Raw genomic sequence first — 17,100 nt, forward strand, 5'->3', positions numbered from 1 at the left:
ATATCCAGCAGTTGCCGCCCCATCGCGATTTCCCCTTTTTTGTGCTCCGTGGCTTTTTGACACAAGACCAAGCCATTCTCTGTGTCATAAGCGGTGACAACCTGAAAGGCGTTTTTTGCATCATGGCAGTAGGCCCGGTGCAAGACTTTACCGTCAAAGGCGATGAGGGGTTTGCCCGCCTGTTCACGCTGCTCATTGACCCAATTCAGTAACGCTTCCAGCAAGGATTCGAGCACGATGGTGCGGAGTATCCTCGCAATGGGATGCCGACAAGGTATTCCGCTGAGAAAAAGGACGATATGTCCTCAGCCATTTAATTTTAGCATTGCCATATGTTTCAATATCTTGCCAACCTTCGGCCCCCGCCATAATGGCGCTGATAACAAGAAAAATAACATCAGTCAGATCATACTTACGATTGGTCTCGGAGCGAGTTTCTTTAACAACGGATAAATGTTCCATCAGGGTCATGAGCAGGGCAGCCGGCAAGAAATAATCGTGATTAGATCATGTCATTAGGTTTCATTCAATAGATGAGCCCAAAAGTATGCTCGCGCCCTGGGTTTTTTGTTAAGTTTAATCATCATAGGATATTGTGTTTTATGTTTAATGAATGCGGATTATATTCATTTTATCTTTACTGACACTGTTAAATAAATGGTAATAAAGAATTTGAATCCGCATTTTTTCACCAAATAACTCTTTATATAAATACTAATTAATAAATATTTTCATGATAATGAATTCACCAGATATGATAATAGCAATGTATTAATTTAATCGATCTTGATTTTATAATATCTTATTCGTATTAAAGTAATGAGTGGTAATAAATATAAAAAAGAGGTTGATATAATCATTTGTATATGTTTTTTGGTGTCTTAAAATCAAAGCAATATTAAATAAAGTGTCTATTTACACTGCGTGATATTAACTATCAGATAAATCACATTATTTTATTATTGTAAAATAGTTCATAATGAAGTTATTTTAATTTAAAATTGTCTTTCTGCGGTATGAAATATAATGGATTTTATATTTTTTCATAATCTGATTATTACAGGATAATATGTAATTAAGTTGTTTTCGATTTATATTTGATTATTTGTAATATTTACGACGTCGGCATTCTTTTGCTATTGAAAAATAATATTTTATGAATTATTTTAACCTGATGTTATATTTTTGAATAATTGAATGCACAGGATTTTTTTGCAAATATTGAATACGTTGCATTTAGCGTTGAGATATATGCTTATTATGAGATTGAAGGAACTGTTTTGCAGGTGATTGTTATGGTAACTTATTGATAAATTAAAGTAAATTGCCTTATTTTTTTGACGGATACTTAATGTCTTTTTGGAATTGTTTTAATTGGGTATTAATGGAAAATGGATAAAATATAATACTTATTTGGCATTTATACATAATTAATGCAGTTAATGGCTCCATTTTAAATTATGAAATTCAGCGTTAGTCAATAAAAATTGCAGAAAATTAATCGAATTTATCTAAAAACAGGGACAAAAATGGAATGTCTTATTCCGGCTCATAAGATGAATTATTTATTCCATTATCAGGGAAATTAGCGTCGAGGATTTGCTGATTATAGGGTTATTAACCGGGCTATGGCATCCCACATCTGAGTGTTTTGAATGAATGTCAGATGTATCGGCTTTTATTTCTTGGGGGCAAAAACATTGGTGATGACTGTCGGGAACGACAGTTTTCAAAAATCTAACAGATTCGTTGAGGTATATAATAGATGAAAGATAACATTGCTAAAGTGGGAAATGTTCTTAAATCTGAACTCTTTTCTCAGACATCAGAAAACATAATCGACTCAAATTATGCGTCACCACAGACTCAAAATACAAAGAATATCCTTCAGACCCTTACACTCAGTGAATTATTCTGGTATGAGCGTCTTACTGTTTTGCAGTCATTCCAGTTACCTTTCGAAACCACGGGAGAGCAAGCGGAACCCAGATGGGCAATGAGTCTTTGGCAGTCCCCGTTGCCAAAAAACGGGAAAGAGGACTCATTGCGGACACTGTTGCAGGCGTTTGTTATCTATATTGCGCGCTTGACTCAGCAGACTGAATTCCAAATCGGTTGGTGTGCAGATAAGGTGAAAGGTAAATCGGCAGATCTGGCGCCGGTGGTGCCGATGACCATTGAAGTGGCGTTTGATAAGCCGTGGGGTGTGGTCGCTGACTGGGTTGATAACGAGCTTGCCCGGTTGGCGCGGCACCGGACATTTAGTCGTGATCTTCTCACTCGTGTTCCTTCATTGCGGGCTATCCCGGCGTTGGCAACCCGCCGGCCGTGGCAGATAGCTGTCTCTGTGATACAGGATGACAGAGAAGGCGATCAAGAGGTGTCCGGTGAATTGCTGACCCTCCAGGTGAATGCGCAAGGCGGTTTTCGCTGGATATACGATGCGAACCGTCTGAGTGGGGAAGTGGTTCAGCGGATGGGTGAACATTTACAGGTGTTGATATCGTCAAAAAGGATGGGTGATGAAATCCCTATTTGGCAGCTGAATTTATTGCCTGAGGCTGAACATACGTTGTTGCTGGAAACCTGGAACACGACGGAAACCCCGTATCCTGACCCGTTATGTATTCATCGGTTGTTTGAACAGCAGGCAGCGCAAACCCCGCAGGCGACGGCGCTGGTGTATCAAGAACAATCCCTCAGCTATGCAGAGTTGAATGCTTATGCCAACCGGTTAGCGCATCAACTGATTGCGCTGGGCGTCACACCGGACCAGCGGGTGGCGATTTGCGTGATACGCTCTCCGGCGATGGTGGTGGGATTGTTGGCGGTACTGAAAGCCGGTGGCGCTTATGTGCCGCTGGATCCAACCTACCCAGGGGAACGTTTGGCGTATATCCTGAATGATACTGCCCCGGCAGTGGTATTGGCTGATACGACCGGCCGGGCGGCGCTGGGTGAAGAGGTGTTGGCAGAATTGACGTTACTTGATCTAAATACTCTGCCGGACCAGCCGGACAGTAATCCGCAGGTCCCGGCGTTGACACCTCAGCATCTGGCTTACGTCATCTACACTTCTGGCTCAACCGGGCAACCGAAAGGCGTGATGGTAGAGCATCAGGCGATGTATCAGCGTCATCTGGGTTTTAATGATCTCTTTGCTGTCACGGCGCAAGACCGGGTGTTGCAATTTGCCTCTTTCGCTTTTGATGTTTCAATAGAAGAATTATTTTCGGCATTATGTAACGGCGCCACACTGGTTATGCGGGATGATAGCTGGCTGGCTTCGGTGCCGGAATTTATTGCCTTAACCCGGCAAAGCCGTATCACGGTGATATCTTTGCCTGCGTTGTTCTGGTCTGAGCTGATTGCCAGAGATCATGAATTACCGCTGCCGGATTGCCTCAGGCTCATCATCATTGGCGGTGAGGCGGTTAAAAAGAGCGCTATTCAGGATTGGTTTAGGCAGGAAGGCCACCGGCCCCAACTATTAAATGCTTATGGCCCGACGGAAAATACCGTGACGGCGACTTGTAAAGAAATATTATCCCAGGCAGATGATAATTCTATTGGCCGGCCGGTTAAGAATACCTGCGTCTACCTGCTGGACAGATATGGTCAACCCGTCCCATTAGGCTGCATTGGTGAAATGTATATTGGCGGCGTTGGGGTGGCACGGGGTTATCTGAACCGACCGGAATTGAGCGCGGAACGTTTTATACCGGATCCTTTTAGTCCGGTATCCGGTGCACGTATGTATCGCTCTGGGGATTTGGCCCGTTACCTGCCGAACGGTGATCTGGAATTCCTGGGCCGTAACGATCAACAGGTTAAAATCCGTGGCTTCCGGATTGAACCGGGGGAGATTGAAACCCGCTTGATGGAACACCCGGCAGTGCAAGAGGCAGTGGTGCTGGCGCTGGATGGCGGGCAGGAAAAACGTCTGGTCGCTTATGTGGCAGCAGCAGCCCATGAGGGGTTGGTTGTCAGTTTGCGTGAACATTTGAGTGCCGTTTTACCTGACTATATGGTACCGGCGGCTTTTGTGCGTTTGGAGTCCTTCCCCCAGACCCCAAGTGGTAAGTTGGATCGCCGGGCATTACCGGCACCGGGGGAGGATGATTTTGCCCGTCAGATTTATGCAGCCCCGCAAGGTGAGGCAGAGATCACCCTTGCCGCCCTTTGGCGTGAGTTATTGGGCATTGAGCAGATAAGCCGGCATGATAGCTTCTTTGCGTTGGGCGGCCATTCACTGCTTGGTGTGCAGATGATTGAACGTCTGAGTCACCTGGGATTAACACTGGCGGCACGTGATCTGTTCCAGTCGCCGGTGCTGTCAGACTTGGCCCAAACATTGGGGCGGCATCAGGCGATGATGGTACCTGCTAATGTCATTACGCCAGCGACGACGACACTCACGCCGGAGATGTTGCCGCTGATTGATCTGACTCAGGCTGATATTGATCATATTGTCGGGCAGGTACCGGGTGGGATGGCCAATATTCAGGATATCTATGGGTTGTCGCCATTGCAGGATGGTATCCTGTTCCATCATTTGTTGACAAAGGAAGGCGATCCATACCTGTTGCTCTATCCGGTGTCCTTTGCTAGCCGCGCTTTGCTGGACCGTTATCTGGACGCGGTGCAACAGGCGGTTGATCGCCATGACATCCTGCGTACCTCTTTTCTTTGGGAAGGATTATCAGTACCAGCGCAGGTGGTCTGGCGCCGGGCTCAGTTGTCAGTGACTGAACTGACTCTGGACCCGGCTGACGGCCCGGTCCTTGAGCAGTTAACCCGGCGTTTTGATCCGGGCCAGCACCGTCTTGACCTGAGTCAGGCCCCGCTATTGCGTTTTGTTATCGCCGAGGAAACCGATGGCCGCTGGTTTTTATTGGAGTTGCTGCATCACTTGATCGGCGACCACGAAACGATGGAAGTAATGAACCGTGAAGTGCAGGCGCATTTTTCCGGACAGGGGGATCGTCTGCCTGACCCGGTTCCATTCCGCAATCTGGTGGCGGAGGCCCGGCTGGGGGTGAGTCAGGAAGCGCATACCCGTTTCTTTACCGACATGTTGGCGGAGGTGGATGAGCCGACGTTACCGTTTGGGTTGGCGGATGTGCATCTTGATGGATCTCAGGAGGTGGGTTCCCATCGGATGTTGACGGCTGAGTTGAATGACCGTCTGCGCAGTCTGGCCCGGCGATTGGGTGTCAGTCTGGCAGCGTTGTGTCATCTGGCCTGGGCACAGGTATTGTCGCGTACCAGCGGGCAGGAGAAAGTGGTGTTCGGTACCGTGCTGTTTGGGCGTATGGCGGTGGGGGAAGGGGCTGACAGTGGTATGGGGCTGTTTATCAATACCCTGCCGTTGCGGTTGGATATCGATGATACCCCGGTACGGGACAGTGTGCGGGCGGTGCATCTGCAACTGGCCGGATTGCTGGAACATGAACATGCTTCACTGGCGCTGGCCCAGCAGTGCAGCGGGGTTGCCAGTGGTGTGCCTCTCTTTAGTGCCTTGTTGAACTACCGGCATAATTATCAGCCGGATCCACTGGATGAAACGATGGACGGGATTGAATTCTTGGGTGAATATGAGCAGACTAACTATCCGTTTGCGTTGTCGGTGGAGGATTTTGGTGAATCCCTGGGACTGACTGCTAATGTGGTGCAACCATTCGATCCGGAAAGGATATGCAGTTATGTGCAGCAGGCGCTGGAGAGTTTGGTGGAGACGCTTGAGCAGGCCCCAGAGACACCGGTACGGGCTCTGAACATCCTGCCGGAAACGGAACGTACGTTGTTACTGGAAACCTGGAACACCACGGAACCTTTCTATCCTGACGTGTTGTGTATTCATCAATTGTTTGAACAACAGACAGAGCAAACCCCGCAGGCGACAGCACTGGTGTATCAAGAGCAGACGCTCAGTTATGCTGAATTAAATGCTTGTGCCAACCGTCTGGCCCATCAACTGATTGCACTGGGTGTTGCACCTGACCAGCCGGTGGCAATTTGCGTGGCACGTTCTCCGGCGATGGTGGTGGCATTGTTAGCCGTGCTGAAAGCCGGTGGTGCCTATGTGCCGTTGGATTCAACCTACCCGAGGGAACGTCTGGTATATATCCTGAATGATACGGCGCCGTCAGTAGTGTTGGCTGATGCGACCGGCTGGGCGGCGTTGGGTGAAGCCGCGCTGGCTGGGTTGACGGTACTTGACCCGAATATTCTGCCAGACCAGCCGGACAGCAACCCGTGGGTCCCTGCGTTGACGCCTCAGCATCTGGCGTATGTGATTTACACCTCCGGTTCAACCGGGCAGCCGAAAGGCGTGATGGTAGAACATCAGGCGATACACCAACGGTATCTGGGCTTTAATGACACCTATGCTGTCACCGCGCAAGATCGGGTGTTGCAATTTGCCGCTTTTGCCTTTGATGTTTCCGTCGAAGAATTTTTCTCGTCGTTATGCAATGGCGCCACACTGGTAATGCGGGATGATAGCTGGTTGGCGTCAGTGTCGGAATTTATTGCTTTAATCCGACAATATCGTATTACGATTATTTCTCTGCCGACCTTATTCTGGTCTGAACTGGCGGCCAGAGATACGGGATTACCGCTGCCGGATTGCCTCCGGCTCATTATCATTGGCGGTGAGGCGGTCAAAAAAAGCGCTATTCAGGACTGGTTTTCCCATGAAACCCACCGGCCCCGGCTATTGAATGGTTATGGCCCGACGGAAAATACCGTGACGGTGACTTATAAGGAAGTGTTATCCCCAGAGGATGACCGTTCTATCGGCCGGCCAGCTAAAAATTCCTGCATTTACCTGTTGGACCAATATAACCAACCGGTACCATTAGGTTGTGTCGGCGAAATGTATATTGGCGGCGTTGGGGTGGCGCGGGGTTATCTGAACCGGCCAGAACTGAGCGCAGAACGTTTTATGCCGGATCCCTTTAGTCCGGTATCCGGTGCGCGCATGTATCGTACTGGGGATTTGGCCCGCTACTTACCGGATGGTGACCTGGAATTCCTGGGCCGCAACGACCAACAGGTTAAAATCCGCGGTTTTCGTGTTGAGCTGGGGGAAATTGAAACCCGATTGGTGGAACACCCAGAGGTGCAAGAGGCGGCAGTGCTGGCGCTGGATGACGGGCAGAATAAACGGCTGGTGGCCTATGTGGCAGCGGAGGAGAAGGAGGGATTGGCAGCCCATTTGCGCGAGCATTTAAGTGCAATGTTACCTGACTATATGGTACCGGCAGTCTTTGTGCGTCTGGAGTCCTTCCCGCAGACCCCGAATGGTAAGTTGGATCGCCGGGCATTACCGGCACCGGGGGAGGATGATTTTGCCCGTCAGGTTTACGAGGCTCCGCAAGGGGAGGTTGAGATCGCTCTGGCGGCTATCTGGTGTGAGTTACTGGGCATTGAGCAGATAAGCCGGAATGACAGCTTCTTTGCGTTGGGTGGACATTCACTGCTCGCTGTGCGGATGATTGAACGTCTGCGTCACCAAGGGTTGACATTGGTGGCGCGTGATCTGTTCCAGTCGCCGGTGCTGTCAGAATTGGCCCAAACGTTGGGGCGGTATCGGGCCATGAGGGTACCGCCCAATATCATGACGACAGCGACGACGACACTTACGCCGGAGATGTTGCCACTGATTGATCTGACTCAACCTGAGATTGATCGCATTGTTGGGCAGGTACCGGGCGGGATCGCTAATATTCAGGATATCTATGCGCTATCACCTTTACAGGACGGTATTCTGTTTCACCATCTGTTGGAAAAGGAAGGCGACCCGTACCTGCTGCTCTATCCGGTGGTCTTTGCTAATCGCGCTCTGCTGGACCGTTATCTGACGGCGGTGCAACAGGCGATTGATCGCCATGATATCCTGCGTACTGCTTTCATCTGGGAAGGATTATCTGTGCCAGCTCAGGTGGTTTGGCGTCAAGCGACCTTACCGGTAACTGAACTGACACTAGACTCGGCTGACGGCCCGGTCATTGACCAGTTAACCCGGCGTTTTGATCCGGGTCATCATCGTCTCGACCTGAGTCAAGCTCCGCTCCTGCGTTTTGTTATCGCCCAGGAAACGGATGGCCGCTGGTTTTTACTGGAATTGCAGCATCACTTGATCGGCGACCATGAAACGATGGAAGTGATGAACCGTGAGGTTCAGGCCTGTTTTTCCGGGCAGGAGGACCCTCTGCCTGACCCGGTGCCGTTCCGCAATCTGGTGGCTGAGGCCCGGTTGGGAGTGAGTCAGGCAGCGCATACCCGTTTCTTTACCGACATGTTGGCGGAGGTGGATGAGCCAACATTGCCGTTCGGGCTGACAGAGGTATATCGTGATGGATCTCAGATGACGGAAGCCTATCGGATGTTGACTACTGGGTTAAATGACCGCCTGCGTAGTCAGGCTCGGCGTTTGGGCATCAGTTTGGCGGCGTTGTGTCATCTGGCCTGGGCGCAGGTGTTGTCACATACCAGCGGGCAGGAGAAAGTGGTGTTCGGTACCGTCCTGTTTGGGCGGATGCAGGCAGGTGAAGGCGCTGACAATGGTATGGGGTTGTTTATCAATACCCTGCCGTTACGCCTGGATATCGATGATACCCCGGTACGGGACAGTGTACAGGCAGCTCATAACCGGCTGGCTGGATTATTGGGGCATGAGCATGCTTCACTGGCGCTGGCTCAGCGGTGCAGTGGGGTTGCCAGCGGCACATCACTCTTTAGTACCTTGTTCAACTATCGACATAATTATCAGCCGGTGACTCCGGATGAAACGATGAACGGGATTGAATTCCTGGATACACAGGAGCGGACTAACTACCCATTAGGATTATCGGTGGAGGACGATGGTTCTACTTTGGGGCTGACGGCTCTGGTGGTGCAACCGTTTGATCCGGACCGGATATGCGGTTATATGCAGCAGGCGTTGGAAAGTTTGATCGAAGCGCTTGAACAAGCTCCGGAAACGCCGGTACGGTCACTGAACATCCTGCCGGAAACGGAACGCACGTTATTGATGGAAACCTGGAACGCCACAGAAACCCCGTATCCTGACGCGTTATGCATTCATCAGTTGTTTGAACAACAGGCAGAGAGCACTCCGGATGCCACTGCGTTGGTGTATCAAGAGCAGACGCTCAGTTATGCCGAACTGAATATCAGGGCTAACCGGCTGGCTCATCAGCTGATTGCGCTGGGCATAGAACCGGATCAGCGGGTAGCGATTTGCGTGGCTCGCTCACCGGCGATAGTGGTGGCGTTGCTGGCGGTGCTGAAAGCTGGCGGGGCTTATGTACCGCTGGATCCAACCTATCCGGAAGAGCGTCTGGTGTATATCCTGAATGATACAACCCCGGCAGTAGTATTGGCTGATGAAATCGGACGGGTAGCGTTGGGCGAAGAAGCGCTGGCCGGGCTGACGATACTTGATCCAAATACCCAGCCGGACCAGCCGGACAGCAACCCGCAGGTTCCTGCTTTGACGCCACAGCATCTGATTTATGTCATCTATACTTCTGGCTCAACCGGGCAGCCGAAAGGGGTGATGGTGGAACATCAGTCGGTGTATCAACGTCATTTGGGTTTTAATGATCTCTATGCTGTTACGGCGCAAGACCGGGTGCTGCAATTCGCCTCTTTTGCTTTTGATGTTTCTGTAGAAGAACTTTTCTCGTCATTATGTAACGGTGCCACGCTGGTGATGCGTGATGATAGCTGGCTGGCCTCTGCACAGGAGTTTATTGCTTTAGCCGGGCAAAACCGTATTACGGTGATATCTCTGCCTGCGTTATTTTGGTCCGAACTGATTGCCAGAGACAATCCATCACCGCTGCCGGATTGCATTCGGCTCATCATCATTGGTGGTGAGGAGGTCAAAAAGAGCGCTATTCAGGACTGGTTTATGCGGGAAATCCATCGACCCCGGTTATTGAACGCTTATGGCCCGACTGAAAATACCGTGACTGCGACCTGTAAGACGGTGTTATCACCTGTGGATGATAGCTCTATTGGCCGGCCGGTTAAAAATACCTGCGTCTACCTGTTGGACAGAGACGGTCACCCGGTGCCATTAGGCTGCATTGGCGAAATGTATATTGGCGGCGTCGGTGTGGCGCGCGGTTATCTTAACCAGCCGGAATTGAGCGCGGAGCGTTTTATACCTGATCCTTTTAGTCCGGTATCCGGTGCACGGATGTATCGCACTGGGGATTTGGCCCGCTATCTGCCGGACGGTAATCTGGAATTCCTCGGCCGTAATGACCATCAGGTGAAAATCCGCGGTTTCCGTATTGAACTGGGGGAAATTGAAACTCGGCTGGTGGAATACCCGGCGGTACAAGAGGCGGCAGTGCTGGTGCGGGAAGATGGGCAGGACAAGCATCTGGTCGCTTATGTTGTGGCGGAAAAGGCAGAAAAGAGTGATGGGTTGGCAGCCCGTTTGCGTGAACACTTGAGTGCAATTTTACCTGACTATATGGTGCCGTCGGCTTTTGTGCGTTTGGATGCCTTTCCGTTGACGCCAAACGGCAAACTTGACCGTCAGGCATTACCTGCACCGGACGAAGAGGCGTTTGTCCGTCAGGCTTACGCTGCGCCACAAGGAGAAACAGAAACCGCATTGGCGGCGATTTGGTGTGAATTGCTGGGGATTGAGCAGGTCAGCCGGCACGACAACTTCTTCGCGCTGGGGGGCCACTCACTGCTTGCTATGCGAATGACCAATCTTGCTGTAGGTCGGGGGGTGATTTGCCCATTGAATGCCTTGTTCCAATTCCCTGTGCTGGCCGAACTGGCAGCGAAAATTACCTCAGATTTGCTGTCTCAGCCGCAATGTGCTGCCATATCAGTGCGACCAGCCGGAACAGATCTGCCGCTATTCTTTGTTCCCAGTGGGATGGGTGACTATTCCTATGTCTTCGGGCTGGCTCAACATATCCGGTCAGGTTATCCGATTTATGCGCTGCCCTGGCCGTCCATCAGTGAAGAACCGATGTCGACGGTGGAAGAGCAGGCGGTCAGAATGATCAGCTTGATGAAAGCGGTTCAACCGACAGGCCCGTACCGGATAAGTGGTTACTCTTCCGGCGGTATATTGGCTTATGCTATTGCCCGGCAGCTTTTGCATGCCGGTGAGACGGTGAACTTCCTGGGGCTGATTGATACGCCGGCTCCTCATTATTTCGGGGAGCAACCTGTGCAACCCAAACATCAGTTCTTGACTGAACTGGTCAGGCAGTCGGGGGAGGAACACGCAGAAGACGTTGCCGCGTTGTACCGGCGAATTGATGCGCTGAATTTAGTGCAGTTTATTGAAGCAGCACAGGAATTAGCGTTATACCCTGCCAATCTGCGCCCTGATTTAATCGCAAAACGTTGGGAGCAGATAGAGCGTTATGCGCAAATAGTCAGAGAGTATAAGCCGCAAGCATTAGCGTTAACGCTGCATCAGTTTTATGCGATAGAGCCTTCTCCTTCTGTTTCTTTTGTCACGGATGAAAAGCCAGAGTCGTTAAATATAGAACCGTCCTTAGGCTGGGCGCAGGTCATGCCTGACTCTTCACTTCAGTTGATTGCTGTTTCAGGTAATCATTTTAGTTTGTTGGAGGATAAGGAGCATAGAATGGCTTTAGCTCAGGCTCTGAATAAGGCATTGGCAATACATTGTGATGGGGAGATGTTGTAATATTGATATATTAATCATTATAGAATAATTTAATAGTGGTGTGATAATCCGGTATATATTGTTTATACCGGATTTTTTGTATTAAAAATAAGGGAGTGGATAATGTTCATATAATTTATTTGCTCTTGGATTCGCATAGTAAGTGCAACATCATTACCCTGGACGTAAACAAGTTCGTATTCCCTTAAATAATTCATTGGGTGTTTTACCATCCCGCGTTTTCTGTAGTCGATTATTTAACCGGTTCATGACAAAATTTATCTCGCGCTCAGAGACTTTATCCGAAATAGTGGCGCAACAAGCGTGATCCCTTACCGGAAAACAATGACTTTATTCTTCATATATTTCACGAGAAGAACACCAGAGAGTAACGCGGTAAATACAGAAAGTGTCATCAAATAATAAACAATATTCCCATTTCCTCCGAAGACAGAAAAACGAGTCTGAATTTGTACGTCTCTGAACTGACTATTCTTAAACAGCGCTGATTTTTTTCAATATCATAAAAAATGCAGAGTTAAACTTATCTGGTGATTAATGCAAGGTCTGTAAACCGGGCAAGGTAAATTTATTGAATAAAATTGTAGTGATTTAGTTCATTAAAACGGATTTTCAGCGAGATTATTGGCATTTTTTTGTGACATAAATCACATCTTATTAAATTCATGGAGTATTAATTCACCTAATAATCAAGACATAGGCGATTTTTTGTTATAACCTTTTGCCTGAATATTAAGCGGATAATATTATTAATTATGTCGCTTTATTGATGGCTGAGAAGAGGATACCGCCTGCCTCTGTTCAATCGGGGTTATCAATTCAGGTTGTCTGTGACGGCGGTGGATTAACGGTGCTTATGCCAGAGTGGTTGCTTCATAAGCATTCGGCTCACTGACCTAACCGGACGAACATGCTTAATGTATTAAATGTATTAAATGTATTAATAACATCACTTACTGATTAAATAAGACAAAGAAAGATGGATAATCGCCCCCGTTGTCGGTTCACTGAAGGCAGCATGACGTTGCCGGCAGGCTATCAGGAACAGACGGTAAACATCCTCATCGCGCCCGATGCCCCGGCGCTGAATATCGCGCGTGATCAGTTAATCGAAGGCGAAGATCTCGCCAGTTATCTCACCCGCCAGAAAGGTCTGCTGAAAAACGGTCTGCGCGACTGGCAATTATTGGCAGAACAGCCCATAACGCTGGGCGATAGCCTGCGGCAAGGCACCGCGCTGCTCTCCCGTTATCGGCCCAAAAAGGGGCAACAGGTCTATCAATATCAGGCGGTATTCCGGTTGGATGAGAAAAAAGCGCTGATTTTCACCCTGTCATCCCAGCAGGCGTTCACCGAGGCGCAACGGCAGTGGCTGGATGACTGCCTGAAAAGTTTCCAGTTCTAGGGAGGGGACGCTATGCCAGAAGCTGCACGGCTCGGAGACACGATAGGCCATTCCAGTGCTATGGCGGGATTGATTGCGGGCACCGTCATCGGTTCATTAATTTCTGCCGCCGGGGGAATTCTCTCGGGGGCTCTCTTTGTCGCCGGATTAGCTACATCCTGTCTCGGGGTAGGCGTTTTGCTGATGGGTGCCGCCATTGTGGTAGGCATGGCGGCGGGATATTTAGGCGACATGGCGCGTGACGCCTGCGTCTCTAAGGGGGCCTCGTCGCGCAGTCCCTGCGGGGAAATCAGGAGTGGTTCCCCCAATGTTTTTATCAACAACCAACCTGCCGCCATCGCGACACGCAGTCAAGTAGCGTGCAGTAAAGAAAATGGCCTGCGCCAGATGGCGGAAGGCTCTGCTTCCGTTTTCATCAATGGCTATCCTGCGGTGCGGGTCGGAGACAAAACGGTCTGTGATGCCGCGGTCATGACCGGTTCGTCTAATGTCTTCATCGGCGGCGGGACGGCGCAGACGGCAAACATTGTGCCGGAAATCCCTCAATGGGCGTATACCGTTTCCGATTTAACGATGTTGGCAGCCGGGTTAATCAGTTTCGGTGGCGCGGCAGCCAAAGGCCCCGGCGCGTTGCAGACGCTGTTCAACCAGATACCGGGCGCGGCTAAAATCCGTAAAATCACCTGTCGGCTGGGGGCGCTTGCCGTGGCGATGCCTGTCGCGGGTATTCTGATGAACCCGGTGGAAGTCATTGCCGGTCAGAAATTCCTGAACGATGAGGATGAGCTGGACTTCGTTTTTGACGCTGAATTACCGCTCTACTGGCAGCGTAGTTACCTGAGCCGTTATCAGTATGACAGCGTACTGGGTCGGGGCTGGAGCCTGTTCTGGGAAAGCCATCTCACGCGCGTGGAAGGCGGGTTGCTCTGGCGTTCCCCTGCCGGGGATATTGTGCCCTTTCCTGACGTGCCGGCAGGTCATCGCTGTTTTTGCCCTGAGGCCCAAAGCAACCTGATACACACGGAAGAGGGCAAATGGGAAATTCGTGATGCAGGCGAATTAGTTTATCACTATACGGCTTTTGATAATAACGGCCTCAGCCGCCTGAGCCACATCCGCAATAATGTCGGCAACGAACAGCGTTTTCATTACAACGAGCAGAACCGGATGGTCAGCATCACGGGCCATGGCGGGCTGAACCTGCACTGTGACTATGTAATGATGGATATCGATGGCAAAATGGTTTCCCGCCTCACCGCCGTCTGGCGCGAATAGTATGACGGCCATCGTATTCCGCTTTGCCGCTACCATTATAATGAGCACGCCCAACTGACGGGGGTCAGCCATCGCAATGACCTTCTCCAGCGACAATTCGGCTGGACAGAGCACGGCGTGATGGCATGGCATCAGGACAGACGGGGGTTGCGCTGTGATTACCAGTGGGAACAGACAGCCGAAGGGCTGTGGCGGGTCATTGCCCAGCAAACCAGCGAGGGCGCGGGCTATCGGCTGGAATACGACGATGAGAACCTCACCCGCACGGCGCACTGGCACGACGGCACCCGCACGGTTTGGCATCTCAACGACGCGCACCACATCCTCCACTGCCGCGACCGCAACGGCACGGAGCACCATATCCTGTGGGATGAATTTGGCCTGCCGAACGGCTACAAAGATGCGTACGGCCACACCCGTCTGAGTGAATGGGACCAGCATGGCCGCCAACTGAGTTTCACCGATGCCAACGGCAACCAGACCGGCTGGCAGTACCAGAATGATACCGACCGGCTCACTGTTATCTTCTGGCCGGATGGCACCGAGACGGCGCTGGCTTACGATGAATTTTGGCGGTTGATCAGTGAAACCTCGCCACTGAAGCAGACTACCCGTTATCACTACGGCTTTGATAATACGGTGCGTCCCGACAAAGTGACTGATGCCAAAGGCGGGGAAAGCCATTTTACGTGGAATGGTCAGGGGCAGTTGATGCGCCACACCGACTGTTCCGGGCAAAGCAGCACCTGGCGCTACGACGATGAGAACCGGTTGAGCCGCTTTACCAACGCGCTGATGGAAACGACCCGTTATGACTATAACGATAGCGGCCAGTTAATCCTCATCACCTATCCTGACGATTCCACAGAACACCTGGCATGGGACAGCGCGGGTCAGCTGACCCATCACCAGCGCAATGAGAATGCGCCCCGCGCTTGGGAATACAATGCATCAGGTCAGGTGGTCTGTGCGACGGACCGTTTACAACGTCAAATTCGCTATCAGTACAGTCCCGAAGGGCATCTGATACAGCTCGACAACGCCAACGATGACCGTTACCGGCTGAACCGTGATGCCGAAGGGCGTTTAATCGAAGAAATCCGTCCTGACGACACCTTAATCCGGTACGAATACAACGCGGCGGGCTTATTAAGCACCGAACGGCGCATGGGTGACCGCGTGTTCCAGTACCCGGAACGGCAGGTACACCAGCATTATGATGCGGCCGGTCAGCTGATCCAGCGGGAAACCCACACGGACACTTACCAGTACCGGTGGGACAACATGGGCAGGTTGCTGGAGGCTAGTCGTGAACCGAACGACAACGGTAAACTACTGGGAATAGAGCCCAACACCGTGCGTTTTGGCTATGACGCACTGGGGCGGGTCATTTGGGAGCAGAATGGCGACGACCGTCTCCAGTTCAGCTATGATGAACTGGATAACCTGACCGCCCTCACGCTGCCGCAGGGCGGCACCTTAAGCTGGCTCTACTACGGCTCCGGTCATTTGAGTGCGATCCGGCATGAACAGACACTCCTCACTGAATTTGAGCGCGACCGGCTGCATCGTGAAACCCGCCGCACGCAGGGCAAACTGTTCCAGCTGCGCGATTATGATCCGCTGGGGCGCTGTACCCGCCAGTATAGCCTGCCGCTGAAACAGGCCGATGCCGAGCCCCTGCCCTACCTCAGCGAGGGCAAGCCGTGGCGGGCGTGGGTCTACGGCCCGCAGGACGAATTGCTGATGATGGAAGATCATTACCGGGGCATGGTTGACTATCTTTATGACTCTGAAAGTCGCCTGAAAAAAGTGACGCATCAGGGCAGCGCTTATGAGGATATGTTGTGGTATGACCGGGCGGATAACCTGCTGGAGCAACCGCAGTCGATATTGGAACGGGAGGCGGAAGAACAGGGGATCCCTAAAGCGGTGACGCCGCAGGGCGACCGCCTGAGCTACTGGCGGAAATGGCGCTATGAGCATGACCCGCACGGCAATATTACCCGCCGGGAGTGTCGGTGGTACGAAACCCAGGATTACCGCTATGATGGCGACAACCGCCTGACGGTGGCGAAAATCGGCAACACAACGGCACGTTATCACTATGATGCCCTTGGGCGGCGTATCCGCAAAGGGGTGAAGATCGGGATTGATGGACTGGCGCGTTATGAACAAACCGATTTTGTCTGGCATGGCCTGCGGCTGTTGCAGGAGCGTGATGGGAAAAGCGGCGAAACGCAGACCTACTGCTACGAATCCCATGACAGCTACACCCCGCTGGCCAGCATCGTCACGAGGGGAGCCAGGCACAATGACTTCTGGTACCACACCGATATCAACGGTGCGCCGCTGGAAGTCACGGACGAGGACGGGAAAATTGCGTGGGCGGGAAAATATCGCATTTTTGGTGAACTGGATGGTCCGCCGCTGGCTTACTTCACCGATCCGGCCCGGTCATCAACAAGCTGTGATTTCAGGCAAAACCTGCGCTATGCGGGCCAATATTTTGACAAAGAGACCGGGCTGCATTTTAATACGTTCAGGTATTATGCCCCGGAAATTGGCCGGTTTATCACGCCTGACCCGATTGGGCTGAATGGGGGCCTGAATCCCTATTCGTACGTCCATAATCCCACCGGATGGGTTGATCCTCTGGGGCTGGCAACATGCCCAGTAATCAAACAACGTGTTCTGGACAATATCGCAGCAA

General features: G+C 51.2%; 4 protein-coding genes and 2 pseudogenes. 4 read left to right on the plus strand and 2 right to left on the minus strand.

Annotation, left to right across the window (positions count from 1 at the left end):
* Positions 1 to 471, minus strand: a pseudogene (locus tag C5470_RS20225) (ISAs1 family transposase); the annotation flags it as partial.
* A gap of 1,294 nt (positions 472 to 1,765) precedes the next feature.
* Here C5470_RS20225 and C5470_RS20230 point away from each other — a divergent pair.
* Complete coding sequence (locus C5470_RS20230; protein WP_166291518.1) at positions 1,766 to 11,707, plus strand: non-ribosomal peptide synthetase; 9,942 nt, start codon at positions 1,766 to 1,768, stop codon at positions 11,705 to 11,707.
* Between the two features lie 153 nt (positions 11,708 to 11,860).
* Here the strand turns inward: C5470_RS20230 and C5470_RS20235 are convergent.
* Positions 11,861 to 11,980 (minus strand): annotated as a pseudogene (locus tag C5470_RS20235) (IS30 family transposase); the annotation flags it as partial.
* Between the two features lie 706 nt (positions 11,981 to 12,686).
* Here C5470_RS20235 and C5470_RS20240 point away from each other — a divergent pair.
* The 3 genes from C5470_RS20240 to C5470_RS20245 all read left to right on the plus strand — a co-directional run.
* A complete protein-coding gene (locus C5470_RS20240) occupies positions 12,687 to 13,112 on the plus strand; it encodes a DcrB-related protein (protein WP_166291520.1) in 426 nt (141 codons plus the stop codon).
* A gap of 12 nt (positions 13,113 to 13,124) precedes the next feature.
* On the plus strand, positions 13,125 to 14,387 hold the full coding sequence (locus C5470_RS23030) for a PAAR domain-containing protein (protein WP_242688180.1): 1,263 nt from the start codon (positions 13,125 to 13,127) through the stop codon (positions 14,385 to 14,387).
* Between the two features lie 120 nt (positions 14,388 to 14,507).
* Positions 14,508 to 17,100, plus strand: a 2,593-nt coding sequence (locus C5470_RS20245; protein ID WP_242688182.1) for an RHS repeat-associated core domain-containing protein, incomplete at its 3' end; no start/stop codon positions are given.

It is taken from the genome of Photorhabdus stackebrandtii (assembly GCF_011189495.1).
GTDB classification, from domain to species: Bacteria; Pseudomonadota; Gammaproteobacteria; order Enterobacterales; family Enterobacteriaceae; genus Photorhabdus; species Photorhabdus khanii.